A 24,106-nucleotide genomic window follows, 5' to 3' on the forward strand; every position below is an offset into this window, starting at 1 on the left:
TGAAGTTCGCTTGGGCAGCGTCTGAGGAAGTCCCGCGGAGGTCCGGCTGAACTTCGAAACCCTGTGCGCCGGTGTCTTTCCTGTCCGCCGAAATCAGCGATGTCCAGCTGCTTGGCTGTCCTCTTGGCTGTCATGTTGAATCCAGGTCGTAGACAAGCATCGGGCATCCGTCCGGAGAGTTCGAGTCCCGGTGCGGGCACGACGCAACCCAAGCTATGCGTACAGGCACCTGCGCGCTGATCATCGACCGCCCACTTGAGGTTGCCGTGCCCGAGTGCTAACGCTACAGCTTGAGGAGGAAGACGGGTGTAGCCGCCGCGACGCCGGCGCCCGCTTGCAACACGAGTACCAACAGCGCCTGCCTTGGGGTCCGCGGTAACCACTTGATCGCAAAGAATGCGACGACCGGCATTTGACCGGCCATCAATAGCTGCCAGAGATGGGCGGCGGCCCCCTCGTCCGCGTGGCGGCCCCCGCCGAACATTGCGATGTGACCAAGCACCAAGGCGAGGGCTGCCAACGACATCGCCAATGGGATCAACGCGCTAGGCCCTTTCAGGGTTGAGAAGTCCACGCGCGACCCTCCGGCAAAACCAAGTGCCGGTTGCAGCAACTCTGGATGGAGACGAGGCGTCGAGTGAAGACCTGGGCGGCCTGTCCTTGGTCTCCGCGGATTCGACTCTGCCAATGGCTACTGCTTAACCAGCCCGTGCGGGTTGAACACGAATTTCTTGGAAACCCCTTTGTCGAAGTCTTTGTAGCCCTGCGACGCGTCGTCGAGTGAAATGACCGTCGCGTTGACCGCCTTGGCAATCTGCACCCGGTCGTGCAGGATAGCGCTCATCAGCCCCCGGTGGTAGCGCATCACCGGGCATTGACCAGTAGTGAAGACGTGAGACTTAGCCCAGCCCAACCCGATCCGGATCTTCAGCGAGCCCACTTTTGCTTCCTCATCGATGCCGCCCGGGTCGCCGGTTACATAGAGTCCCGGGATTCCGATGTTGGCACCCGCTCGAGCGACCTCCATGACAGAGTTGAGGACGGTGGCGGGCGCCTCGTGACCTGAGTCTGCGCCGTGGCCCTTCGCCTCGAAGCCAACGCAGTCGACGGCGGCGTCGACCTCTGGTACCCGGAGGATCTGCTCGATCTGGTCAGAGACCTCACCCTTGGAGATGTCCACTGTCTCGCAGCCGAAGCGTCGCGCCTGCGCGAGGCGCTCGGGGATGAGATCGCCCACGATGACCACGGCCGCGCCCAGGAACTGGGCAGAGTGTGCACAGGCCAGCCCCACTGGCCCCCCGCCGGCGACGTAGACGGTAGAGCCGGGACCGACGCCCGCACTGTAAGCGCCGTGGAACCCGGTCGGAAAGATGTCGGAGAGCATGGTCAGGTCTAGGATCTTCTCCATCGCCTGCTCTTTGTCCGGGAACTTGAGCAGGTTCCAATCGGCGTATGGAACCATGACGTACTCTGCCTGCCCGCCGACCCAACCGCCCATGTCTACGTAGCCGTAGGCGGAACCAGGGCGCTCAGGGTTCACGTTGAGGCAGATGCCGGTCTTGCCCTCCTTGCAGTTCCGGCAGCGTCCGCAGGCGATGTTGAAGGGCACCGAGCAGAGGTCGCCCTTCTGGATGAATTCGACATCCCGACCGACCTCGATCACTTCACCCGTGATCTCGTGGCCAAGGATCAAGCCCTTCGGCGCTGTGGTCCGGCCCCGAACCATGTGCTGGTCGGAGCCGCAGATGTTGGTGGAGACGATCTTCAGGATGACGCCGTGCTCACACTTGCGGCCGACGTTCTTCGGGTTGACGCCTGGACCGTCTTTGAGAACCAGTTCAGGGTAGTCGATGGTCTGGACCTCGACCTCGCCTGGACCGATGTACGCGACTGCCTTGTTACCCGCCATGAGGCACCCCCTCTACCCAATACCCACGCATCCGCGCGTCGCCTACGCTCCCGGCTTCTGATACCCCGCTGCTACAGCCTTACCTTTGTCGAGCAAAGCCTGGCCCTCCTCTTTAGTGATCAGCTTGATCGTGCGCACGTCATGCAGTGCTCCGGAACTCGCCAACCCTACGCTGAAGGCACCCGCACTCACGTCGTCCGGAAAGTCTGCGATGAGAACATAGTCGTCCGCGCCGAAAGCCCAGTAGAAGGCTTCCATGCTACCGCCGGCATCCTGACACGATTTCCTGACAGCAGCCTCCCGATCGCCTGGGGTCTCCATCATTCGGGTCCAGGCCTCGGGACTATAGCCACCAAGCAAAAGGTACTTCGACATGGGCTCCCACCTCCTAGAATCCATGCTACGCCTCCGCCTTCTCGCACCGGCAGATTCTTTGGGAGCCGCCTGGACGGGGCTTTGAGGCTGCCTCTCGCGCGGCCCAACTGTTTGTGAAGATGGCGGGGACCTGGTCCAAGCTGATGACTCGGCCGCCGAGCGTGCTCGATCTTCGTCGACGATCCGGCAGCTGCTGCTCGAGGAGGAATGGCCGGGGCGGCCGACCACCAGTGAGCGGATGAAAACGGGAGCCGAGGCAGAGGGTAGCTTGACCCTGGGCGCTGTTGCCCTTGTTGAATTGCTCGCCCTGCTCGGCGGCCTCATCCAAGCGAAGCAGGAGCACGATCTGACCGTCAGAAGGGCAGAAGAGCTAGGTCAATTGCGGGACGCTCGGCACGCTGTCCTCCGCGAAGACGTCAAGATGCTCGTGCGTGCACTGTTTGAGATCGAGCACGCTCTCCGGTTGTTCATGGGCGGCAAGGTGCACTCCGCTGAAGAGCTGGAAGTGATAGACCGGTTGACCGAGCGCCCGCCAGGCAGCTCGTGCGGACTTCAGGCTAGATCCGGACGGTCAACGGTTGTACGAAGTGTTCAGTGCGCTGCTGGAGCTAGTAGATAAGGCCCACAACCAGGCCGCGTACACAGCCAAGGTGTTTGACGAGCGCGGTCATGGAGATGAGCTGATGCAACAGTTGGACACAATCCGCGTGTTGCATGACGCCGTCCAGCGAGAGATGAAGCGGACGATGGTGAGGCTCAACGAGTGCGGCAAGAAATCAGCAGGCCAGTAATGCCGTCGAAGTGACGGGGGCCGACTAACTACATCCGGCGACGGCGCCAGCCCTTAGACGCGGCCCCGTAGGTTTGAGAGGCGGGTGGATACGCTTGACGGCTTCGTGGCGGACGAGGGGGCAGATCTCGGAACACTCCCTTCGAGCCAGAGCGCCTCTCCCATTCACATCGCTGCAACGTTGGCTGTCACATTGGCTGTCATCGGCAGGTTGAAGATGGGCGAGTGCCCAGCTCAGTGAGAGAGGCATGCAAGCCCAAAAACCCCCATATGAGGTGGTCGTTCTTCTGAGACAAACTATAACTAGTGGCGGGGATGGATGGGAATCGAACCCACCTGGGACGGCTCGCACCGCCCCACAAACGGTTTTGAAGACCGCGGGGGGCACCAGCCCCCGTACATCCCCCGATCCTCAGACGGTTTCCGGCTGTTCGGACTCGAGCTCTTCCCGTACCTCTCGGATGAACACTGCGGCATCCTCCGTCGAAGCCAGTCGGCCGGCTGCGCAGCCAGCCAGGTAGGTCGCGAGCGGGGCGAAGCGTCGCTCCGAAGAGTGTGCCACCACGCGGGCAAGTTCCAGCAGTTCCCGCGCTTCGTCGGGCGTTAGCCGCGGCGCCGGCCGCCTGCCACCGTGCCGCTCGGCGGCCGCCGCCAGCCGATCGCTCAAATCGTCCAGCACGGGATTCACCGCCTCACCATAGCCATCCCCAAGGCGGGTGCGGCAGGAAAGGTCCGAGCTGGCAAGCCCGGCTCTCACATCGATCATAGGTCGGTCAGCAGCGGATGGCTCGCCGTCGTCCTACAGCGTCCGGCGGCGAAGGGAGAGCGGCAGCCACGAGGCTGCCGCTCTGCGGTTTCAACGAGAATCGGTTGTCAGCCGCCGATGAACGGCTTGACCGCAGCCAGGACATCCTCCTTGGTCTTGGCGGTCTCGGTGGCGCCCATGTAGATCCCACCCTCGGCCGGGAGCCCCGAGATCTTGCCCACCAGCGCCGCGTGGCGGCACTCCACACCAAAGATTCCTGCCGCCGCCTGGAGCAGCATTGGATCGGTCAAGCTACCCGCCTGTCCGAGGTACGCCCCCACGCCCGTCTCTTCAAAGGTCTTCGAGGTCTTGAGAAAGGCCTTGTAATCAGTGAAAGTTCCGTCCGGATACTTGACAGTCGGCTTGGCCGCCGGCTTGCCACCGAGCTTCGTGACGGTGTCCGATAGGGCCTGTACGTGCGCCTGCTCGTCAGACGCGATCAACTGGAAGAGATCCTTCGCATGCTGATCGGTGAAGAGTTTGGCACCCGCTTGGTTGCCCTGAGCATAGAAGTCGGCCTCGAGATATTCGAGCGTAAGTGCGAAGTTGAGGATGTCGAGGTCGCCCTGGGCGGCGGCGGCCCAGACTCGGGTCGTACTCAACAGTTGGATCGCAGCCTCACCGGAGATTACGACGCCAGCGCCAATCGTTGACCGGCCCAGGAAGGATCTTCGGGATAGGCAATTGTTCAACATCTGACTAGCTCCCCAAGAACGGCTTGACGGCGGCCACGACCTCGGCGGATGGTGCGTGAGCCTCGACGGGTGCGGGAACCTGCTTCTTATTTAGGATCTCGGCCAGAATTGCCGCGTGTCGCGACTCGACCCCCGCGATGCTGGCGGCAGCCGCGAGCACCTTCTTGTCCTTGATCCGCGTGACCTGGCCGTGATAGGCCTTGACGCCGGTTTCCTCGAACGTCGAGGCGGTGGTCAGGAACTTCATCTTGTCGGTGAATGTGCCGTCCGGGTACTTGGTGGTCGGCTTGGTGGCCGGCTTACCGCCGGCTCCGGTGATGGTCTGCGTCAGCGCCTGGACGTGGGCCGCCTCGTGCATCGCAATGGGCTGAATCAAGGGCAGGGAGTCGCCGAGCAGCGAGCTGCCGGCGGCGACGCCTTTGGCGTAGAAATCCGCCTCTAGGTACTCGAGGGTCAGCGCGTAGTTGAGGATGCCAAGATCACCCTGACCGAACTGGCTGGTGTCGTCACCCGCCGCACTGGGAGAGCCGGCGCCCGAGGGCGACGACGAGCTGCCGGAAGAGGTGCCGCTGTTTCCGCAGGCCACCAGGGTGGCGCCCACCCCAACCAGGGCTGCGTATTTGAGGAAGCTGCGTCGGCCCGCATCTGAATCGAATTCCAGTACGGCTTCGCCGCCAAATGGCTCGTCTGTGTTCATGAATGCTCCTATGTGCCTGTCCTCAGCCGCCTTGAACGGCTATGGCTCACTCTGGCGAGGGCGACCTTTGGAAAACCTTTGATTGAATACGTCCGGCGCTTATGCGACAAGTCGTGTCCGCACACGTACCAGTGAGGTGATGGTGCGATTGTTCGGGCCACTGGAGCTGGAAACACCAACTGGCGGCCGACTCGGTCCCGGTGATCTGGGAGGCGCCAAGCCCCGGCGATTGCTGGAGGTATTGCTGTCTGAGCGAGGAAGGCGCGTATCGAAAGGCGCCCTCGCGTCATCCATATGGGACGACCAGCGGCCGCGGAGCATGGAGGCAACCATCGAGACCTACGTGTCCATCCTCCGCAAAGCGTGCGGGGACTCCAAGGTGATCACTACGGTTGAGCGGGGCTACCGCGTGGACAGCCAGCGCCTTTCCTCCGACCTCGATGAGTTCGACCGCCTGGCCCTCTCGGGAACCCTCGACAGCCTGCAAGCAGCGCTGGCGCTGGCTGACAGGGGGGAGATTTTGCAGCACGATCCATTTACCCCCTGGGCCCTGTCGCTACAGGAGGAGTACAGGTCCGGCATCGGCCGGATCGCAGGTTTGGCCGGAGAGCGCGCCTTGGAGGCAGGACTGTTCAGCAGCGCTGCCAGCCATCTGGAGCAGGCTATTCAGCGGGACCCCGAGGGGGAGCAGCATTACCGGCGGCTGATGCTCGCGAGCTACTTGATGGGTGATCGAAGCCGTGCTCTGCGTACCTACGAGCGCCTGCGCCGGATAGCCAGCGGTATTGGTCTCGACCCTCTGCCCCAAACCCGGAACCTCCATCGCAGGATGCTTCGGGGCGAGGTCATTCGCATCCCGGCGGCCAATTCCAAGAGGGTCCTCGTCGTGGAATCTGATAGCAGGTACCGATGGCCGCTGGTGCAATGTGTTGCCGCGGCCGGCTGCCTGGCCGAACTGGCCTCCGACTTCTCCCCCAGCACCGGGCCCGCGCCCCATCTCACGTATGACGCGATAGTGGCCGGGATACCCGCGCCACGTGAGCATAAACTCCAGCACCCGTTTCTGCTGGTCAGCAAGCCTTTTTCGCCGCCGGCCGTCACTGACTGGATCCTGGAGAGGCTGAGTAGCGCCACCGACGCGATCTGAACGTCACAACGGGCTGGATCCGGCAGCCGTCCCTACAGTAGCGCTTCCAGCTTCTGCCTCAAGTCGCGCTTCAGGTCGGGACGGTAGCCCACCGTGCGCTCGGCCGGACGACCGTCCTTGAACATGATCAACGTCGGGATCGACATGATGCTGAGTGAGCTCGGCGTCCGCCGATTCTCGTCGACGTCCATCTTGAGTACCTTCACCTTGCCGGCCAGCTCCCGGGACAGTTCTTCGACGATGGGCCCGATCGCCCGGCAGGGACCGCACCACTCCGCCCAGAAGTCGACCAGGACCGGCTCAGCCGCCTTCAGCACCTGAGCCTCGAAGTCGGCGTCGGTGACGGCTTTCACTGTCATCTCATCGCTCCTTCTTGGCAGCGCCTGAGTCTTTTGTCTCGGTCTTCGTTGAAGGACTGGCGGCTTTCGTCTCCCCCTTGTCGGTGCTCTTGTCCGGCTTGCCCTCGGTCTTGGCCTCCGTCTTTGACTCCGGCTTGGCCTCCGCTTTCTCGTTGGCCTTGGCATCCGGCTTGCCGTTGCCGCCATCTCTGTAGTCAGTGGTGTAAAAGCCGCTGCCCTTGAACTGCACGCCCACCGGGTAGAGCAGCTTGCGCAGCCGGCCGCCGCACTCCGGGCACTCCCGCAGAGGATCCGCCGACATTCTTTGCAGAATCTCGAACTCGTGGGCGCAGGAATCGCAGTGATAACCGTAAATGGGCATTGCTAACCGTTCTCCACTATAGATTTCGCTCGGGGCTCGACTTCATCAGCAGCATGCCTGAGGGCGGCTTGGGAAAGAAGTAGGTGGCTTTCTGCGGCATCATCTCCGCCCGCCGGGCGAGACGCAGGATTGCCTGCACATCCGGCGTGTCGAGGAAGAAGGCTGCGACGCCCTCGCCCCCATCCACCCAGCGGACCGCCTCCTCCGCATCCCTCGTGTAGGCGAGGAAGTCTTCCGGGTTGCGCTTGCCCAAGACGTTGTCGATGACCTGGCGGTGCAGCTCGACCACAGCCACCTCCCCTTCCAGGGGTAGCAGCTGGAACTGGCCACTCCTGTACGTGCCGGCGGCCACCCGTCCCCTCAGCAGTTCCAGTGTTTGTTCGAGGTCAGCGACCGGCTCCCCGCCTATCACTGCCACGCCCGCTTTGAGCAGCCTGTGCGTGGGCAGCACGACGAGGCCCGGATCTTCGAGATCGCTGAGCAGCGCCAGGGTGAACCGGCTGGAGGCGTCCGGGTCGTCGCCCAACTCGCGCGAACGGAGAAGGGCTGTCTCATAGCGGTGATGGCCGTCTGCGATCAGCAGCTGCCGGCCGGCCAGGTAGCAGCTCGCCTCGGCCAGCCAGCTGGCCTTAGCTATTCGGCGGAGGATGTGATGCTCATCGGCGTAGTCGAACTCGGTCACTGCGCCCTCCGGCGCCGCCGCCAGCAACCGCATCAGGCCTTCAGTCAGGAACCAGAGCGGTTCCAAGCTGATCTCGGTGGCCTCGAAGAGCCGGAGGCGGTCCTCCTTCGGCCCGGCGTGCGTCAGTTCGTGGGGAAGCACCACGCCCGATTCAAAGGCCTCCAGGCGCAGCGCGCCAATCAGGTCGGTGCGCCGGCAGTCTCCAAAGTGAGTCTCGTGGATGTAGAGCGCCGGCTCGGCCTCAGACTGCAGCACACCCTCGGCGAGCCACTGCCGCAGGCGCCGGCCGGCTGCTTCGTAGTCACTCCCCGGCCGAGTGAGATGAGTGACGTTATGGGGCGAGCGCGCCTGCCACAGCCGCACCTGCTCTTCGTTGAGCACGTCATAAGGCGGAGCCACCACGTCCCCCAGCGGCTCACTGAAGCGCAGCGCTCGGAAAGGCCTGACGTCAGCCATCCAGGCTGCCCAACTCCACATAGCGAAGGTCTTCGATGCCGGAGACGTGGCGCAGCTGCTCCAGCACCGGCTCGCCGACTGGCTCGTCCACCTGGAGCAGCATCATCGCCTGACCGCGGGGCGCGTCCCTGCCCAGTTGAAGCGAGGCGATATTGATGTCGCTCTGACCCAGGATGGTGCCGATCCGACCCACCACGCCTGGCTGATCCTCGTGCCGGGAGACTAGGAAGCGGCCCTCGGGGATGAGGTCAACCCGAAATGCGCCCACTGCCACCACGCGCGGCTCCCCCATCAGCACCGTGCCTCGCAGCTCGTGACCGTCGACCCTGAGGCTGACGGCGTTGGGATAGCCCTCCCCGGTTTTCGGCTTTCGACGCTCGCTCAGCTCGAGACCGCGGTTCGCCGCGACCAGCCGGGCGTTGACTGGATTGATGCGGCCCTCAGTGAATGGCTGCAGAAGCCCTTTGATGGCGGCGGCCGTGATGAGGCCTGTCTCGCGCTCGGCCAGCTCACCCTGGCACTCGACCTCGAGCCGGGCTGTGCGGCCTCCCTGAAGCTGCAGGTGAAGGGCGGCCAGCCGCTCAGCCAGCTGGACGAAGGGCCGTAGGTAGGCCAGCTCCTCAGGTGGCAGGGCGGGCGCGTTGACTGCGTAACGGGGCAGCTCCCCGCGCAATACGGCCAGGACCTCCTCGGCCACATCGAAGGCGACTGACGTCTGCGCTTCGGAGGTGGAGGCGGCTATATGCGGGGTGACCACAAAGTTGTCGAGCTCCAGCAGTGGACTGTCGCCCAGCGGCTCATTGAGAAAGACGTCAGCCGCGGCTCCTGCCAGACGGCCCTCCTTCAAGGCGGCGTGGAGAGCCGTTTCGTCGACTATGCCGCCGCGGGCGGCGTTCACCAAGCGAGCGGTCGGCTTGGCCAGGCCCAGTGCGCGCTCATTGATGAGGTTGCGCGTGCCCTCGACCAGCGGCGCGTGAACCGTGATGAAATCGGCTCGGCGGAAGAGGTCGTCGAGGCTGACCAGCTCCACGTTGAACTGCTCCGCTCGCTCTTTGGGGACCGCCGGATCAAAGGCGAGGACGTCCATCTCCAGGCCCTGCGCCCGCTTGGCGACCTCGGAGCCGATGTTGCCAAGGCCCACGATGCCGAGCACCTTGCCCCGAATCTCGGTGCCTGTGTAGCGGGAGCGCTCCCACTCGCCCCGCCGCACAGAGGCGTCGGCTTGGGGGATGTTGCGAGCTGTTGCGAAGAGCAGGCCGATTGTGTGCTCGGCTGCTGCGACTATGTTGCCCCGGGGCGCGTTGACCACCATGATGCCCTGTCGAGTGGCCGCCTCGACGTCTATGTTGTCGACGCCTACGCCCGCCCGCCCGACGACCTTGAGCCTGCTGCCGGCCTCCAGGACGGGGCCGGTCACCTTGGTCTCACTGCGCACCACGAGGGCATCGAAGTCGCCGATGGCAGCCACCAGTTCGGCTTCCTGCAGCTTGAGGCGGACCTCCACCTCGACTGCCTGGCGCAGGCGGGCGAGGCCGTCCTCTGCCAGCTTGTCGCCGACGAGGACCCGGAGGCGCTCCAACTAAGCGCCTGCTGTCTTCACAACCAGCGTTGACAGGCCCTGCGGGCGACCGTATTCTTCGGAACCTACAACCCCCTTGGGTGGGGGGTTTGGGTGGACGGGCGTTTTCGATTGAAACCTCTTCTGGGGGGAGGTGCTTTCTGAGCTGGTGGTCGGCCGCTGGCAGTTCAGCCGCACGCCGCGGCTGGTCGGTCTCCTCCGACGGCGCGCATCAGCCAACGCCAGACACCCGGTCACCAAGTCTGGGCCTAGACCGCCGCGCCCGCCGGCTCGCCGGCCAGGTGGCGGGCGGCCGCCGCCAGCGCCCGGCCGTCGGCCGGCGCTATGTCGAGCTCCTCCAGTGCGTTCTCCATCGCCCAGAGACCCTGAACCACGTCTCCGTCGTTCACGAACCCCAGGTGGCCGACGCGCACCATCTTGCCTGTCATCTTGCCCTGCCCGCCGGCGATGACAAGGCCATACCTCTCCCGCAGCAGGGTCCGGAAGGCCGCCACATCGAGGCCGGCCATGGCCACCGCGCCGGTCACCGTGGCGGAGCGATAGCCCTCCGCCGCAAAGAGGCCGAAGCCCAGCTCGGCCAGCCCCGCCGCCGTGGCGGTGGCGAGCCGGCGGTGCCGCGCATACACGTTCGCCAGCCCCTCCTCCTCCAGCATGAGGATTCCCTCCTGGAGGCCGTAGATGACTGAGATGGCAGGCGTGAAGGGCGTCGAGCCGGCCGCAAGCTGCTTTACCGCCTCCGCCCAATCGAAGTAGTAGCGGGGCGATCGGGCCCGGGCCTGGAACTCCCAGGCCCGCTGACTGATGCTCACGAAAGCGACTCCAGGGGGCGCCATCCAGCCCTTCTGGCTCGCGCTCACAGCCACGTCGAGCCCCAGCGCGTCCACCTCGATGGGCATCGAAGCGATGGAGGAAACGCCATCCACCACTGAGAGGCGCCCGTGCTCGCGCACCACCCTGCTCAGCGCTGGCAGGTTGTTAGTGAGGGCTGTCGAGGTCTCGTTGTGGGTGATGAAGACCACCGCCGCGTCCGGGTTGGCCGAGAGGACGTGGGAGAGGTCGTCCGGGTCGATCGGCTGGCCCCACTCGGCCTCCAATCGCACGACTTGGCAGCCAAAGGCGTCGGCCAGGGCGGCAAACCGCTCGCCAAAGTTGCCGCAGACGCAGCAAACCACCTTGTCCCCAGGCGAGACGAGGTTGGCGACCGCCGATTCCAGACCGCCTGAGCCCGACGAGGTGAGCAGAACGAGATCGTTCTCCGTCTCGAAGACGCGCTTCAGACCCGCCGTCACGTCGGCCAGGAGCTGTGCAAACTCCGGTCCCCGGTGGTCGATCATCGGCTTGGCCGCGGCGCGGATGACGCGCTCCGGCAAGGGGGAGGGGCCGGGGATTCGCAGCTGCTGCTGGAAGGTCATTCAGAGCTCCTGGTGGCCGGTGAAACCGCGTTCAGCGCCCGCCGTCGGTGGTGAAAGGCAGCAGGGCGATCATCCGCGCCCGCTCCAGCGCCACCGTCAGCGGTCGCTGATGCTTGGCACAGGTGCCTGTCACTCGCCGGGGTAGGATCTTGCCTCGCTCGGACAGGAAGCGGCGCAGACGGCTCACCTCCTTGTAGTCGATGTAATCGATCCGCTCGGCGCAGAAGGCACAGACCTTGCGATGCGGCCGGCGGTGTCGCGTCTCTCTTCTCTCAGACATCAGAAGGGGATCTCTTCGGGGTCGACGTCGCGCACCCCGGGCTCTTGGGGCTGCTGCCCGGCCGCCGCGACTCCGGCGTCCGTGCCACCAGGGCCTCCTGGGCCGCCCCGGGTGTCGAGGAACTCGAAGTCCGTCACAACCACCTCGGTCGCCTTCCGCTTCTCGCCGGTCTGACTCTCCCAGGAACGCGTCTGCAGCCGGCCCTCCAGATAGACCAGCGAGCCCTTGCGCAGACGGTCACCAATGATCTCCGCCAGCTTCCGGTTGCCCTGGTTCCAGGCGACGCAGTTGTGGTAGTCGGTGAACTCACGCCGCTCGCCTTCGGTGGTTGCGTACCGATTGGTGGCGATGCTGAAGTTGGTGGCCTGCTGGCCGCTGGGCAGGAAGCGCACCTCGGGATCACGAGTTAGGCGCCCGATCAGCATCACTTTGTTGAGGCTTGGCACTTCGCTATGCCTCCGACGTGGTGGCGGTCGCTGGTGACAGCTCGGACTCGCTGGCCGCTTCGTCAACGCCGCCCGCTTCAGACTCGCCGGCCGCTTGGGACTCGCCGGCCGGTTCGTCCGCGCTCGGAACCGATTCGGCGACTTCCGCCGGCTCGGGGATCTGCGTCCCAGGCCTGCCTCCTTTCGTCTTGACGGCGTCAGGCTTGCGGACTATGAGGTGCCGGAAGACAGTGTCCGAAATCTTCAGGGTTGCCTCCATCTCGGGCACCCGCTGCGGGTCGAGCTGGAAGTCGGTCAGCACGTAGTGGCCCTCGCGGAGCCGATCTACCTCGTAAGCCAGTCGCCGGCGGCCCCACACATCAGTCTTCTGGCCTTGGCCGCCTACGCTCTGGATCAGCCGGTCCACAGAGCCGATGGCTGACTGGAGCTGTTCCTCGTCCAGCTCGGGCCTGACGATATAGAGGATTTCGTAGTCTCTAAGCACTTAGGGCACACCTTCCTATGGGAATTTTGATCCCCTCTCAAGCACGCGGGAGCGGCGGCGGGGACCAGAAAGGACAAGCTGTATTGTAGGGAACCGTCCTCCAGGACGCCCGGAAAAGACCACCTTTGTCCAAGCGCCAACACCCCACCTCCAGCACTCGCGGTCGCACGCCAACCCGAGGTCGCCCCCAGCGATCGACCTGGGCCAGGCTGCGCTCGTTCATCGTCAGCCAGCCGCTGCCTATCGCAGTCGCGATCATCTTCCTGGCCGTCTTCGCGAGCCTGGTGCTGCTGCTCCAGCGCGAGCAGCGCAACGCCCAGCCCGTGCTGGGCCAGCCGGTCGCCAACATCAAGTGCGACCAGGGCGAGCAGACCGCCGTCCACTATCACGCCCATCTTGACATCCTCTATCACGGCACGCCAGTGCCCATCCCGGCCCTGGTGGGCATACCCAACCAGGGGCAGTGCCTGTACTGGCTTCACACCCACGACACGACGGGCGTCATCCACGTGGAGGCGCCTAGCTCGTCAGCCAAGCGCACTTTCACGCTGGGCGAGTTCTTCCAGATCTGGCGGCAGCCGCTCAACTCAAAGCGGGTCGCCAGCCTCGATGTCGGCAAGGGCGAGCAGCTGAAGATTTGGGTTGACGGAAAGCCCTATAAGGGCGATCCCAACCAGATCCCTCTCAGATCCCACTCGCAGATAGTTCTCCAGATCGGCCCTGACTTCCAGGATCCGCCGCCGACTTTCACCTGGGGTGCCGACCTACCCAGGTAGCGGCGTTTTGAACGTGGCGATCGGGCGGCTCCGTTGCCTGTCAGAGGTAGTCCTCGGGGCGGAGTGAGTAGGGCAGGCTTGTGAAGTTCTCGAAACCAGCTTCGGTGACCATGCCGGTGTCCTCGACGCGGACCCCGCCCAGACCGGGGCGGTAGAGACCGGGCTCCACAGTCACGACGTCACCGGCCGCGAGTTCGTAGTCGAGGTTGCGCAGCTGTGGCTCCTCGTGGACTTCCAGGCCGACGCCGTGGCCAAGCGAGTGCGTCAGAACCGGGCCCTCCTGCCTTCCCTCAAAGTCGGGTGTGGTGGTGCCGTAGCCCCTGTCCACCAGCAGTCGACAGGCTTCCCGATGCAGATCCCTGCCGTTGGCGCCCGCCCGCAGTCCGGCGCAGGCTGCCCGCAGCGCCTCGACGCATGCTTCGTGCATCCGCTGAACGGTGGGCGCGATCTCGCCCGGCACCACAGTCCTGGTGAGATCACCGTGATAGCCGCTGGCGAGGCCGCGCGGAAATATGTCGATGATCACCGGGCCGCCGCTTTGAATGGGTCCCGAGCCGCGATGGTGCGGCACCGCGCACCCCGGAGCTCCCGCGACTATCATCTCGGGCGTGGCGTGGCCGCGCTCGTTCAGGGCGGCCTGGGCGACAGCCATCAGCCGCTCCGAGGTGACGGGCCGGCCGCTCAGTTCGAGTACGCCGCCGGCACCGGTGCTCGCCCGACCCAGGTGCCTGATCACCTCGACGCAGGCAATCTCGGCCGCCTCCTGAGCCGACCTGATCGCTACCGCTTCAGCCGGAGACTTGCGCCGGCGCTCGCGTTGGAAGAGCTGGGCTTCGATGCTGAGCTCGATGCCGGCCGCGCGAAGGCCTTCGTAACACGCCGCGGCGAGCCGGGGTGACACTCGCACGCTCGTCACGCCCTCTCGGCGCAGGAGGCGCAGTGCGGTGTCGGTCCAGCTGGCAAAGGCGTCCCTCTGCTCCGTCCAGCCCAGCTCGCCGCGCTCCAGGATGGCGGCGGCGCTCGCCTCCTGCCGCGCGCGCTCGAGTTCCAGCCGGGGAACCACGAGAAGATCGCCGCCGTTCTGGGGCCGGAGATAGACGGCCGTCTCGATAGCCATCCCGGTGGCGTAGCGGAAGTCGGGATCGTCGGGTTGGGCGGGGCCGAGGAGCAGCGCGGGTCGGACCGTGGTCATGGTCTTCATCTTGGCGGGTGTTGCAGCCACCCTGTCAGCGATGTCGCTCCAGCAGATGCGCGACCAGACTGGCCAGCGCGGCGGGCGCTTCCGCCTCCAGCTCTCGCTCGATCTGCTCCGCGAGACGTTCTGGGAGACGGCTGCGCACCAGCCGCAGCTGGCGGTCGTAAGCGCTGCCGAGACCGTTCGCGGCCTGCGCAGCACCGAGCGGTAGCAGCTCCTGGATCTGGTAACCATCGCTGAACCGGATAGGGTAGCCGTCCCGCCGCAGGCTGCTCAGATCGCGCCGCAGAGTACGTTCGGAGATCGACGCGATCTGAGCGAGCTCGGCTGGGTGAACCCCCGGCTGGCGGGTGACAGCCGCCACTATGCGCATCTGCCGCGCGAGCCTGGCCGCCCGGGTCATGGCTGAAGGCGGCTGCGGTTCCTGGTCTCTGGGACTGCTAGTCGTCCCAGCCGGGGCCGGTGCTCTCGAAGGGGTCCACCTCGACCTCTTCGGGAACTGCTCCCTTCTGCCGGAAGCGACTGGCGACTATCTGCACTGCCATTGACTTGGGGATGCCCAGCTTGCTAAGCGACCTGATGTCGTCAGCCATCACCTTCTCCCGGCCGGCTTCGATGGCGGCCAGCACCTCTTCCATGGTGGCCGTCCGCTTCGCCGTCGCCATTGGCGCGCAATGATACATCCGGCCCCGGCCGCGTCCCGCACCAGGCGGAGACGAGTTCAGAGAGCGCCGAACAGCGCCCCGTCATGCGCCGGCGAGCCGCTCGCTTCCAGCCCGGACATCTGACCGACAAACACCCAGTCGGGCTCAGCGGTTGCCACGCGTGCCGCGGGCAGCGCCGGCGGCCAGGCACAGACCAACGGGACGGCCGGAAGCGCTGCGGACAGCGTACGTGGAGGCTGCGGACGCCGACTGAATGAGAGCCGGGTCAGGAGAAGGCGCACAGCCGATCCTCCGTCCCAGTGAGCGGCGTTCGGAAGCGGGGGGCAGGGCCGCTGAATTTGCTGGCTGCCTTCACGTGAAGCCCAGTATATATCCACATGCTGTGCAATCGTTGTGGATAAGCCCCACATGTTGCGTCCCCCAGTTCTCTGAAAGATTTGAAGGACTATCTGCTGATCGGGCCGACCTGGGTCCAAGATCCATTCGTTACCAGCCGCTGGCTGAGTTGGAAGAGCCGTCAGGAATGATCCTAGAAACGCCGTGTGGGGCGGCCGGCGCCTGACCGCGCTGCCCGAGGCGTCTGGCCCGCAAGCCCGCTTGTATAGTGGCGGGCAGGTTTTGAGGATTTGATCGAGCAGACAGTTCTCGAGCAGCAACGTGCGCTTCTCTGGCACCGGCGGAGTCAGGAGCGCCAGAATCTCCGTCACCTGCTGCATGAGTCCGACGAGATACTTGCCTGGCTGGAGGAGTGTCTGCTCCATGACCTGCGTTTTGCGCCCGGCTGGGTGATGCCGCGGCTGGTGGCGATATTGAGCCACGCCGACTCCACGTTGCCGCGGCAGCTCGGCGGCGAGCGACGGCCTGACCGGTTGATGCAGTTCGTATACACAGCTCAGGAGCGACTCATGAACGAGTCGCTGCGCGCGCGAGAACCTGCGCGGATCATTCCCCTGTTCCGCTAATAGCAGCCTCCAGCCCCGGTCATCGCCTGCGGGTGGACCTGCACATGCACTCGTGCTGGTCGCCCGACAGCTCGACCACGTTGACACAACTCGCGACGACTGCTCGCCAGGTCGGCCTCCACCGAATCGCCCTGACCGACCACAACACCGCCGAGGGCGCTCTGGAACTGAAGGCTCTGGAACCGGAGCTGGCGATCGTCGGAGAGGAGGTGAAGACCAGCGAAGGCGAGATCATCGGTCTCTTCCTGACGCGCAGCTTGGCCAGAGGTGGAACCCCCGAGGAAGTCTGCGATGAGATCCGCTCGATGGGTGGCCTCACCTACGCCTGCCATCCCCTTGATCGCCGGCGAGCCAGCTTCTCATCAGAGCGGCTGCTCCAGCTGAGAGATCGGCTCGACATCATCGAGACCTACAACCCTTGGGCGGATCCGGCCGCCAACCGGGCCGCGGCCGAGCTCTGCCGGGAGCTGGGGCTGGTCGCCGCCTCTGGCAGCGACAGCCACGGTCTGCGGGAACTGGGAAAGAGTTGGATGGAGATCGAGCCCTACGCCGATCCGGCAAGCTTCCTGGCCAGCCTGCGACATGCGGGCCATGTGGTGTCGCCCGGCAGCGGCAGGGGAGGCCGCTACTGACGCTCCTGGTCACCGGCTCGATAGCGCTCGATTCCCTGCAGGGGGGTCTGGTGCGAGACGAGCTGGGCGGCTCGGCACTCTACTTCGCGCTGGCGGCTTCTCTTCTCCAGCCGGTCAGACTCGTGGCGCCGGTGGGGCGTGACGCCGAGGAGAGGGTCCTCCAGCGCCTTCGGCTTCGGCCGGGCATCGACGCCAGCGGCCTTGACGTGCTGGACGCGCCGACTTACCGCTGGTCAGCCCGAGAGGAGGGCGGGCGGAACATCGACCTGGGCAGCGCGGATGCCATCTACGACAGCTGGTCGCCTCGTCTGCCCAGGCGGTATCGGGGCTGGGCGTTCATCGGCTCGATGCGACCCGATCGTCAGAACCAGGCTGCCCGCGCTCTCAGCGGCGCGGCACTTCTCGCCGCAGACGCCATGCGCTCATACGTGGCATCGGATCCCTCCTCTGTCCGAGCCCTGCTCAGCCACTGCCACTGGTACTTCGCCAACGAGGAGGAGCTGGCCGCGTTGGGTGGCCGCGGACCCGAGCAGTTCCGCCGGGCGCATGAGTTGGGAGGACTCGTCGTCAAGCGGGGAGCCCTGGGAGCGACCGTCTACACCGAGCTGGGCCAGCACCATGAACCCGCTCGGTTCCAAACCCCCGTCGCGGATACGACAGGAGCCGGTGACGCCCTGGCCGGCGGGCTGCTGGCGCGCTGGCTGCAGTTGAGGGGCGATCCGCAGGGCCTGCCTGAGGCACTGCGTTACGGCGTGGCCGCGGCTACGCTCGCCAGCTCCGGTCTCGGTCAGCGCGGTCTGCTCAGCGCCCGCCGCTCTGACCTGGAGACGCTCGCAGCCGCTTGAGGTTGGGCAGGATGATCCGCGTCCGGACAGCTCCAGGACGTCCAGGATGGGCAGACCTGGGGCATGCCTTGACGGGCGCCAGCCCACCCTGCGCGCCAAGATGGGGTTGAATTGAGCCGGACGCCTGCATAGAATGGGGCGCGTTCATCCGGCCAGCTTGGCCGGCACGCAAACAATCAAGTCAAGAGAGGTACGCGCGAGTGGAAGGTTATTGCCTGAAGGACAAGAAGAAGGTCGAGATGAAGAACCCCGAGCCGATCACCATGAAGAACGGCAAGCCTGCCACGGTGGGCGTCTGCCCCGAGTGTGGCACCAAGATCTACAAGATCGGCAAGGCCAAGTAGAGCTCGGCCGAGACAGTCCCCACCGATCGGCCCGACGAAGGCGGTGTGGCCGCGCCCACGGGCGCGGCCTCCCTCTACTGGGAAGCTTTCGCAGTCGGGGGGCTCTCGGCGACAGGAGCCGGTTCCTGGGGCTCCAGCGCGTTGAGCAGGATCTCGGTCGCCGAGATCGCCATGTCAACGCCTAGCTTCTTGAAGATCTCGACGTTGGCTGGGTTGTTCACCCGAGCGATCGTCAGCGGGACGTTGAAGCGCTGCTTGGCAAGTTGCAGCGCCACCAGGTTGTCCTCGTCATCACCTGTGGCGGCCACCACTGCGTCAGCGCGCTCGACGCCCGTCTCGCTGAGAAACGCCATCTCGTCGCCGTCGCCGCGCATCACTATGCTGCCCAGCTGACTCTCCAGCCATTCGGCCCGAGCCGAGTCCTTCTCCACCAGGGTGACCTCGTCCCCCCTTTCCAGCAGGTCGCGGGAGAGGTAGTAGCCGACCCGGCCGCCCCCGATCACTATTGCATACATCAGCGGACCAGCGAACGAAGTGCGCTGTGCCGTCTGGTGGGCCCGCCGCTAGCGGTCGCGGTGATACTCCCCACTACCTGGAGTCCTCCGAGATCATCTGGCGCACGAGGTTGGCGCCTTCGATGGTGGGGCAGAAGGAGTCCAGGCCCATCTCGCGATAGGTTTCCTCGCGGATCGGATCGTAGATCCGGGCCACCACGCGCTTCACGCCGAAGACGTGCTTGGCGATCTGAGCTGCCATGATGTTCCGGTTGTCGCCTTCGGTGACTGCGATCAGGCAATCGGCCTCCTCGATCCCGGCTCGGCGCAGGAGCTCGGCGTCGGTGCCGTCACCCACCACGAAGCGAACCCCGGAATTCTCGCCGAACAACCCACGCTCCGCGAACTTGTTGAAGGAACTGGGCTCGCGGTCGACTATGGTCACCTCATTACTGACGCCGTCCAGCTCGCTGGCCAACCGTGAGCCGACCCGGCCGCAGCCCACTATCAGCACTCGCACGCTTCGATTCTAGGTGTCTCAGATGGTCGGATGCTCGGCGGGTCGGTGGCTCCGTGCTAGCGCGCTCCGGGGATCGGAGGTCGTTGAGATTACCGCTACGAACGCTGCGGGGTTCTCATGTCCTCCATGTGCAGCATGAGCTGCAGGGTGGTGTCTCCTGCCTAATCTCAGCTGCCCCGGCTGTTGTGGCCCTAGACGATAGGATCAGTTGCGGTGCGATTTCCTTTCTTCGCCATCGGCCTGATGTGTCTGGCGCTCGGCGTCTTCACCTTCCTGTTCTTCATCCTCCGCGGACCTGACGGGCCGGTCAGCGGCGGTATCGAGCTACCAATGGCCTTCGTGATGGTGGCCTTTGGCTCCTACGTCGTCTGGCAGCGATTCATGGCGCGGCGCAGCGGCGGCGGTCCAGATGGCGGCTAATCAGCCGCGTGGCATCCGGATCCTGGTCGCGGTGGCTGGGCACCGGGTGGATGAGGAAACTGTTAGGCTCGCCTGCCGCTTCGGCACTCGCAGTCGAAGCGAGGGTAGGGAGTCAGCCCTCCTCTACGCAGTCCATGTCATCGAGGTGAACCGCTCCCTGCCGCTCTCGGCCCCCGTCCACAACGCGGTTCAGCGAGGTGAGGAGGTGCTGGAGCAGGTCGAGCGCCTGGCGGCTGAGTGGCAGGTGGAGATCGAGACGGAGATGGTCCAGGCTCGGGAAACCGGGCCCGCAATCGTCGGTGAGGCGACCGAGTGGAACGCCGACCTTATAGTCTTGGGCCTGCCCTATAAGCGCCGGTTCGGGGAGTTCAATCTCGGGAAGACGGCACCCTACGTGCTGAAGAACGCTCGCTGCCGAGTCATCCTGTATCGGGAGAGGCTCGACGACGGCTAGGCCCAGGGGTGTCGCTCAAGGCTTGAGTTAGAGCCTTACTGTCGAGGCCCTGCGCGTGTCTCACGCCGGCGCCCGTAGAGGTAAAAGCCGACGAGCAGGGCTAATGCCAAGATCGCTAGCGGGACGACGAACGGGCGCAGATACTGCTCGACCAACTGATAGTGCTGGCCCAGCTTGAGACCGGCATAGGCTAGCGCAAGGTTCCAGGGCAGGGCACCCAGCACCGTCATCAGCGAGAAGGGACCCACGCCCATGCGGGAAAGGCCAGCCGGAAACGAGATGTAGGTTCGGACCACAGGCAGCAGCCGGCCCAGGAAGACGGCTGCCAGGCCGAAGCGGGCAAAGAACCGCTCGGCCACCTCGAGGTGGCCTTGGTGCAGACCCAGGCGGCGACCATAGCGCAGCACGGCGATCGTGCCATAGCGCCGGGTCAGCCCGAAAGCGACCAGCGAGCCGATGAGATTGCCCAAGGTGGCGGCGACCACCACCCCGGCGAACGAGAGCACGCCCTTGCCGGCCAGATAGCCGCCAAGCGGCACCACTATCTCGCTGGAAAGTGGAATGCCGCCGCTCTCAGCCGACATGGTGATGAGGATGGCCAGGAGGCCACCCTTGGAGATCAGCTGAGTTAGAAAGTCGGTCATGCGTCGGCTCCGGCGTGAAGCGAAGGACTGGGCGAACAGGTGCTGCTCATGGTTCGGTTCGCCCAGCGCAGCCGAGCCTGGCGCGCGGTGGCATGGGCAGACGAAAGGCGAGGGCGGAAGCCACTGACCGGCCTCACCTGGCCGAGGAGCAGTGTACCAATCGCGTCAGCCCTCGCCTTATCCGTCTCCTGTCCGTCCCCGAGGGGCAGACTGACAACATGCAAACCAAGGTCACTTCCCAGGCGTCGCCGGGCTCGGGAACCGACCTCGTGAGTCTGCTCAGCTGGGCACTTCGTCCGATCCGGCACGACCGCTGGCTGGTGGCCGCGCTACGTGACCGGAGGCTGCGGACGGTGGCCCAGTCGCAGCCCGACCCAGACAATCCTTACCGGCAGCTGCGAGAGCTGCAGCCGCCGGCCTGGCGCTGCCTGCTCTCGGCCCAGGCGACTTGCGTCACGAGGTGCGGTGTGTCAGCTGGGGCTTCGGCCGGTCCCCGGGAGTGGGAGCTCGACTCGCCGGCGATTCTCTACGCGCCGGTGGGGCTTCCCGGACAACGAGCCGAGGGTTTGCTGATCCTCGCCAATCTGCGGCCGCACACGTACGGCACCTGCGACGTCCGCTACGTGTCGTTGTTGGCGCATGGATTGCTCCGCTGGGTAGCCTCCGCCGCCGGCTCTCAATCGGCCTTGCACGAACTGCTCGCGGGGCGGGCGCCAAGTCGAGCAGCCACCCTCCTCGCCGACTGGCTTGAGGAGCCTCCCAGCCCTGACCTGCCAGATCGGCTCCGCCGCGTGGAGCTTTCCCACCGCGCACTTAGTCTGCGCCGACCTGTCGGCGGCGGGCGGATCGGCGCCGATACGACTGCCAGAGCGCTACAACCAGGGGGCGGCGGGCAAAACGGAGCCATGCTCGTAAGGGTGCCAGCTGCCGCTGATTGTCCAAGTTCAACCGGCTCTGCAATCCCCTGAGCCGCTCCAGATCTTGGGCCGCCGCCCGGCCGTGGGCCGCCAGAAGCTGCCAGCGGCGGCGCACTCGCAGGAGCCGCCGCAAGGTCAGCAGCCCGACCAGCAGCACAAGCCCGGCGGAGAGCAGGACCAGCGCCAGGCCAGCCTGTTCGAGCAATTGCAAATACCGATTCGCTAGTCGACCAGGTCCACACCGACTGGGGCCACCGCCGCTATCTGGTCGTCGGCTGCCATCCGCATGACTATCACGCCCTGCGTCTGCCGACCGATGAGCGAGATGCTGCCTGTTTTGGTTCGCAGCGCCATGCCCTGACTGGAGATGAGCAGTATCTCCTCCTCTGGATCGGCGGTGACGCGCAAGGTGGCCAGCCTGCCAACTCGCTCGGTCACCTTCAGCGTGAACACACCCTGACCGCCCCGGTGATGCACGGGATAGTCGGACACCGGCGTGCGCTTGCCGAAACCGCGCTCGGTCAGGACGAGCAAATCAGCTCCGGGACGCGCCACCGCCATGCCGGCGATGTTGTCGCCTTTGCCCAGCCGCATCCCTCTCACGCCCTGCGTGTCCCTGCCCATGCTGCGCACCTCGCTCTCCGGGAAACGGATCGCCTTGCCCAGCTGAGAGGCGAGGATGATGTCGTCCTCACCGCTGGTCGGAGCCACCCAGAGAAGCTCGTCGCCCGCCTGCAGATTCATGGCGATCAGGCCGTTGCGCCGCACGCTCGCATACTCCTGGGTCCTCGTCTTCTTGATCGCGCCTTTGCGTGTCACCATCAGCATGTAGCGAGCGGTCCCGTCGACGCTCTCCGGCCGCACGAAGACAGCAGTGATGCGCTCATCCTTGCTGATCTCGATCAGGTTGTTTATAGGGATCCCCCGGGCTGTGCGATCTCGCTCGGGCAGCTCGTGGACACGAAGCTGGAAAACCCGACCCCACTGGGTGAAGAAGAGCAGCGACGCATGGGTGTGCGTGCTGACCAGATGTTCGGCGTAGTCATCCTCCCGCACGCCACTCGGGGCGTCCTGGCCGGAGGTGGGCTTGGCTCCGCGCAGACCGACGCCGCCGCGCTGCTGAGCGCGAAAGGTGCGGGAGACCTGCCGCTTGGCATAGCCGCGGTGGGTCAGCGTCACCACCACCTCCTCCTTGGGGATCAGGTCCTCGGCGGAGAGCTCGGTGAACTCGTCAGGCGAGATTTCCGTGCGGCGCTCGTCGCCGTACTTCTTGCTCAGCTCGGCCATGTCCTGGGCGATGAGGCTGCGCACCTTCTGGTCGGAGGCGAGGATTGACTCCAGGTAGGCGATCGCCTTGATGGTCGCCTCGTACTCGTCGTCGATCCTCTGCCGCTCCAGCGCCGTGAGCCGGCGCAGCGTGAGCTCCAGGATTGCCTGCGCCTGCCGCTCGCTGAGGCCGAATCTCTCCTGCAGGCTGCTCCTGGCGCTGTCGGTGTCGGCCGCCGCGCGGATCGTCTGAATCACATCATCCAGTTGGTCCAGGCAGATCTTGAGCCCTTCCAGGATGTGGGCGCGATCCTGGGCTCTGGCCAGCTCAAAGCGGGTTCGGCGAAGGATGACCTCCCGCCGGTGCTCGATGAACACCTCCAGCGCCTGCTTCAGGCTCAGGACCACAGGCCGCTGGTCGACGATCGCCAGCATGATGGCGCCGAACGTCTGACGCAGCGCTGTGCGCTTGTAAAGATTGTTCAACACCGTATAGGGCCGCGCGTCGCGCTTCAGCTCGATCACTATCCGCATGCCCGAGCGGTCGGATTCATCGCGCAGGTCGGCGATGCCCTCCAGCTCCCGATCGCCCACCAGCTCGGCGATCTTGGCCACCAGGTTGGCCTTGTTCACGCCGTAGGGAAGCTCGTCGATGATGATGCGTTCGCGCCCGTTGGGCGCTTCTTCGAAGGTGTGCCGAGCCAGCACCACCAGCCGCCCCCTGCCCTTGCCGTAGGCCTCCTTGATGCCCGCGGTGCCCATGATCTTGCCGCCCGTCGGGAAGTCAGGGCCCTTGACGAACTGGAGCAGATCCTCGGTCGTCGCCTCCGGCTGCTCGAGCAGGTGCGAGACTGCAGCCGCCAGCTCGCGGAGGTTGTGCGGCGGGATGTTGGTGGTCATCCCGACAGCTATGCCGGAGGCGCCGTTCAGAAGCAGGTTGGGAATCCGCGAGGGCATGACGACAGGCTCCCGGCCCTCGTTGTTGTAGTTGGGGACGAAGTCGACTGTGTCCTTCTCGATGTCCGCCAGGAGCTCGGCGGCAATCGGGGCCAGCCGCGCCTCTGTGTAACGCATGGCGGCCGGTCGATCGCCGTCGATGGAGCCGAAGTTGCCCTGACCGTCAACCAGCGGATAGCGCAGCGAGAAGGGCTGGGCCATCCTGACCAAGGCGTCGTAGACCGCGACGTCCGAGTGCGGGTGATACTCCTTCAGCACCTCGCCGACGAAGGCGGCGCACTTCTTGTAGCGCGAGCCGGGCACGGCGCCCACGTCGTTCATGGCGTAGAGCGTCCGGCGATGCACTGGCTTCAGGCCGTCGCGGGCATCCGGCAGGGCGCGGCTGATGATGACCGACATGGCGTATTCCATGTAGGAGGTCTGCATCTCGTCGAGCAGCTGCTTGCCGACGATGGTTCCCGCCCCGTCACCACCACCACCGTCGCCGCCCCCAGCCGGCGTAACGCCGCCGCTGGTGCCAGTCGTGTCGTCAGTCATG

31 protein-coding genes and 1 tRNA gene are annotated in these 24,106 nt (G+C 65.4%); 9 read left to right on the top strand and 23 right to left on the bottom strand.

Annotation, left to right across the window (positions count from 1 at the left end):
• Positions 1-283 precede the first annotated feature (283 nt).
• The 3 genes from ACR2MZ_RS01340 to ACR2MZ_RS01350 form a co-directional block, all read right to left on the bottom strand.
• Positions 284-574, bottom strand: a complete 291-nt coding sequence (locus tag ACR2MZ_RS01340; protein WP_434003279.1) for a hypothetical protein — start codon at positions 572-574, stop codon at positions 284-286.
• 117 nt (positions 575-691) lie between these two features.
• Complete coding sequence (fdhA, locus tag ACR2MZ_RS01345; protein WP_434003280.1) at positions 692-1,909, bottom strand: formaldehyde dehydrogenase, glutathione-independent; 1,218 nt, start codon at positions 1,907-1,909, stop codon at positions 692-694.
• 42 nt (positions 1,910-1,951) lie between these two features.
• Positions 1,952-2,608 (bottom strand): GYD domain-containing protein, encoded by a 657-nt coding sequence (locus ACR2MZ_RS01350; RefSeq protein WP_434003281.1) that lies wholly within the window; start codon positions 2,606-2,608, stop codon positions 1,952-1,954.
• 254 nt (positions 2,609-2,862) lie between these two features.
• Here ACR2MZ_RS01350 and ACR2MZ_RS01355 point away from each other — a divergent pair, with 254 nt between their 5' ends.
• Positions 2,863-3,075 carry a hypothetical protein gene (locus ACR2MZ_RS01355; RefSeq protein ID WP_434003282.1) on the top strand — a complete coding sequence of 71 codons (213 nt, stop codon included), beginning with the start codon at positions 2,863-2,865 and terminating at the stop codon, positions 3,073-3,075.
• A gap of 306 nt (positions 3,076-3,381) precedes the next feature.
• Here the strand turns inward: ACR2MZ_RS01355 and ACR2MZ_RS01360 are convergent.
• From ACR2MZ_RS01360 to ACR2MZ_RS01375, 4 genes are all read right to left on the bottom strand, one after another.
• A tRNA-Sec gene (locus ACR2MZ_RS01360) sits at positions 3,382-3,480 on the bottom strand.
• Between the two features lie 6 nt (positions 3,481-3,486).
• Positions 3,487-3,762, bottom strand: a complete 276-nt coding sequence (locus ACR2MZ_RS01365) for a DUF6457 domain-containing protein (protein WP_434003283.1) — start codon at positions 3,760-3,762, stop codon at positions 3,487-3,489.
• Between the two features lie 185 nt (positions 3,763-3,947).
• Positions 3,948-4,481, bottom strand: coding sequence for a ferritin-like domain-containing protein (locus ACR2MZ_RS01370; RefSeq protein WP_434003284.1), 534 nt, complete (start codon positions 4,479-4,481; stop codon positions 3,948-3,950).
• Between the two features lie 97 nt (positions 4,482-4,578).
• Positions 4,579-5,271, bottom strand: coding sequence for a ferritin-like domain-containing protein (locus ACR2MZ_RS01375; RefSeq protein WP_434003285.1), 693 nt, complete (start codon positions 5,269-5,271; stop codon positions 4,579-4,581).
• A gap of 139 nt (positions 5,272-5,410) precedes the next feature.
• Here ACR2MZ_RS01375 and ACR2MZ_RS01380 point away from each other — a divergent pair, with 139 nt between their 5' ends.
• A complete protein-coding gene (locus tag ACR2MZ_RS01380; RefSeq protein ID WP_434003286.1) occupies positions 5,411-6,418 on the top strand; it encodes an AfsR/SARP family transcriptional regulator in 1,008 nt (335 codons plus the stop codon).
• A 32-nt stretch (positions 6,419-6,450) separates the two neighbouring features.
• Here the strand turns inward: ACR2MZ_RS01380 and trxA are convergent, their stop codons facing one another.
• The 8 genes from trxA to rpsF all read right to left on the bottom strand — a co-directional run bounded on the left by trxA (position 6,451) and on the right by rpsF (position 12,477).
• The gene (gene trxA / locus ACR2MZ_RS01385) at positions 6,451-6,777 is read right to left on the bottom strand and encodes a thioredoxin (protein WP_434003287.1); all 327 of its coding nucleotides are present in this window, start codon (positions 6,775-6,777) and stop codon (positions 6,451-6,453) included.
• Between the two features lies 1 nt (position 6,778).
• A complete protein-coding gene (locus ACR2MZ_RS01390) occupies positions 6,779-7,138 on the bottom strand; it encodes an FmdB family zinc ribbon protein (RefSeq protein WP_434003288.1) in 360 nt (119 codons plus the stop codon).
• 16 nt (positions 7,139-7,154) lie between these two features.
• Positions 7,155-8,276, bottom strand: coding sequence for a DUF1015 family protein (locus ACR2MZ_RS01395; RefSeq protein ID WP_434003289.1), 1,122 nt, complete (start codon positions 8,274-8,276; stop codon positions 7,155-7,157).
• Positions 8,269-9,855 carry a phosphoglycerate dehydrogenase gene (serA, locus tag ACR2MZ_RS01400; protein ID WP_434003290.1) on the bottom strand — a complete coding sequence of 529 codons (1,587 nt, stop codon included), beginning with the start codon at positions 9,853-9,855 and terminating at the stop codon, positions 8,269-8,271. Before serA ends, ACR2MZ_RS01395 begins: the two co-directional genes overlap by 8 nt.
• Before the next feature lie 248 nt (positions 9,856-10,103).
• A complete protein-coding gene (locus ACR2MZ_RS01405; RefSeq protein ID WP_434003291.1) occupies positions 10,104-11,267 on the bottom strand; it encodes a pyridoxal-phosphate-dependent aminotransferase family protein in 1,164 nt (387 codons plus the stop codon).
• A 31-nt stretch (positions 11,268-11,298) separates the two neighbouring features.
• Positions 11,299-11,547, bottom strand: a complete 249-nt coding sequence (gene rpsR / locus ACR2MZ_RS01410; protein WP_434003292.1) for a 30S ribosomal protein S18 — start codon at positions 11,545-11,547, stop codon at positions 11,299-11,301.
• A complete protein-coding gene (locus ACR2MZ_RS01415) occupies positions 11,547-11,993 on the bottom strand; it encodes a single-stranded DNA-binding protein (RefSeq protein WP_434003293.1) in 447 nt (148 codons plus the stop codon). Before ACR2MZ_RS01415 ends, rpsR begins: the two co-directional genes overlap by 1 nt.
• A gap of 4 nt (positions 11,994-11,997) precedes the next feature.
• Positions 11,998-12,477 (bottom strand): 30S ribosomal protein S6, encoded by a 480-nt coding sequence (gene rpsF / locus ACR2MZ_RS01420; protein ID WP_434003294.1) that lies wholly within the window; start codon positions 12,475-12,477, stop codon positions 11,998-12,000.
• A gap of 125 nt (positions 12,478-12,602) precedes the next feature.
• On the opposite strand from rpsF, the gene ACR2MZ_RS01425 reads away from it, so the two are divergent.
• Positions 12,603-13,253 carry a hypothetical protein gene (locus tag ACR2MZ_RS01425; protein WP_434003295.1) on the top strand — a complete coding sequence of 217 codons (651 nt, stop codon included), beginning with the start codon at positions 12,603-12,605 and terminating at the stop codon, positions 13,251-13,253.
• Between the two features lie 40 nt (positions 13,254-13,293).
• Here ACR2MZ_RS01425 and ACR2MZ_RS01430 read toward each other — a convergent pair whose 3' ends face one another.
• Genes ACR2MZ_RS01430 through ACR2MZ_RS01440 form a run of 3 tightly spaced genes read right to left on the bottom strand, consistent with a single transcriptional unit; the run spans position 13,294 to position 15,113 of the window.
• Positions 13,294-14,475, bottom strand: a complete 1,182-nt coding sequence (locus ACR2MZ_RS01430; protein ID WP_434003296.1) for a M24 family metallopeptidase — start codon at positions 14,473-14,475, stop codon at positions 13,294-13,296.
• Positions 14,476-14,479: 4 nt separating this feature from the next.
• Positions 14,480-14,851, bottom strand: a complete 372-nt coding sequence (locus ACR2MZ_RS01435) for an HTH domain-containing protein (protein WP_434003297.1) — start codon at positions 14,849-14,851, stop codon at positions 14,480-14,482.
• Between the two features lie 37 nt (positions 14,852-14,888).
• Positions 14,889-15,113, bottom strand: a complete 225-nt coding sequence (locus tag ACR2MZ_RS01440) for a hypothetical protein (protein ID WP_434003298.1) — start codon at positions 15,111-15,113, stop codon at positions 14,889-14,891.
• Between the two features lie 626 nt (positions 15,114-15,739).
• Here ACR2MZ_RS01440 and ACR2MZ_RS01445 point away from each other — a divergent pair.
• The 4 genes from ACR2MZ_RS01445 (at position 15,740) to ACR2MZ_RS01460 (ending at position 17,896) form a co-directional block, all read left to right on the top strand.
• Positions 15,740-16,075, top strand: a complete 336-nt coding sequence (locus ACR2MZ_RS01445; protein WP_434003299.1) for a hypothetical protein — start codon at positions 15,740-15,742, stop codon at positions 16,073-16,075.
• Positions 16,076-16,119: 44 nt separating this feature from the next.
• Positions 16,120-16,707 carry a PHP-associated domain-containing protein gene (locus ACR2MZ_RS01450; protein ID WP_434003322.1) on the top strand — a complete coding sequence of 196 codons (588 nt, stop codon included), beginning with the start codon at positions 16,120-16,122 and terminating at the stop codon, positions 16,705-16,707.
• Between the two features lie 50 nt (positions 16,708-16,757).
• Positions 16,758-17,552 carry a carbohydrate kinase family protein gene (locus tag ACR2MZ_RS01455; protein ID WP_434003300.1) on the top strand — a complete coding sequence of 265 codons (795 nt, stop codon included), beginning with the start codon at positions 16,758-16,760 and terminating at the stop codon, positions 17,550-17,552.
• Between the two features lie 200 nt (positions 17,553-17,752).
• Positions 17,753-17,896: a DUF5679 domain-containing protein gene (locus ACR2MZ_RS01460; protein WP_338177423.1), complete on the top strand. Its 144-nt coding sequence runs from the start codon at positions 17,753-17,755 to the stop codon at positions 17,894-17,896.
• Positions 17,897-17,970: 74 nt separating this feature from the next.
• Here ACR2MZ_RS01460 and ACR2MZ_RS01465 read toward each other — a convergent pair whose 3' ends face one another.
• Positions 17,971-18,411 carry a potassium channel family protein gene (locus ACR2MZ_RS01465; protein WP_434003301.1) on the bottom strand — a complete coding sequence of 147 codons (441 nt, stop codon included), beginning with the start codon at positions 18,409-18,411 and terminating at the stop codon, positions 17,971-17,973.
• A gap of 73 nt (positions 18,412-18,484) precedes the next feature.
• Positions 18,485-18,910, bottom strand: coding sequence for a potassium channel family protein (locus ACR2MZ_RS01470; RefSeq protein WP_434003302.1), 426 nt, complete (start codon positions 18,908-18,910; stop codon positions 18,485-18,487).
• A gap of 213 nt (positions 18,911-19,123) precedes the next feature.
• Here ACR2MZ_RS01470 and ACR2MZ_RS01475 point away from each other — a divergent pair, with 213 nt between their 5' ends.
• Positions 19,124-19,330 (top strand): hypothetical protein, encoded by a 207-nt coding sequence (locus ACR2MZ_RS01475; protein ID WP_434003303.1) that lies wholly within the window; start codon positions 19,124-19,126, stop codon positions 19,328-19,330.
• Complete coding sequence (locus ACR2MZ_RS01480) at positions 19,320-19,784, top strand: universal stress protein (protein WP_434003304.1); 465 nt, start codon at positions 19,320-19,322, stop codon at positions 19,782-19,784. The genes ACR2MZ_RS01475 and ACR2MZ_RS01480 overlap by 11 nt, the downstream gene beginning before the upstream one ends.
• A 35-nt stretch (positions 19,785-19,819) precedes the next feature.
• On the opposite strand, the gene ACR2MZ_RS01485 is transcribed toward ACR2MZ_RS01480, so the two are convergent.
• From ACR2MZ_RS01485 to gyrA, 3 genes are all read right to left on the bottom strand, one after another.
• Positions 19,820-20,428, bottom strand: a complete 609-nt coding sequence (locus ACR2MZ_RS01485; RefSeq protein ID WP_434003305.1) for a DedA family protein — start codon at positions 20,426-20,428, stop codon at positions 19,820-19,822.
• A gap of 813 nt (positions 20,429-21,241) precedes the next feature.
• Entirely contained in the window at positions 21,242-21,550 is a 309-nt protein-coding gene (locus ACR2MZ_RS01490) for a hypothetical protein (RefSeq protein WP_434003306.1), read from the bottom strand.
• 17 nt (positions 21,551-21,567) lie between these two features.
• Positions 21,568-24,105 carry a DNA gyrase subunit A gene (gene gyrA, locus ACR2MZ_RS01495; protein ID WP_434003307.1) on the bottom strand — a complete coding sequence of 846 codons (2,538 nt, stop codon included), beginning with the start codon at positions 24,103-24,105 and terminating at the stop codon, positions 21,568-21,570.
• Position 24,106 lies beyond the last annotated feature (1 nt).

The sequence above is a fragment of the Candidatus Dormiibacter sp. genome (assembly GCF_050999135.1).
Lineage (GTDB): Bacteria > Chloroflexota > Dormibacteria > Dormibacterales > Dormibacteraceae > Dormiibacter > Dormiibacter spiritus.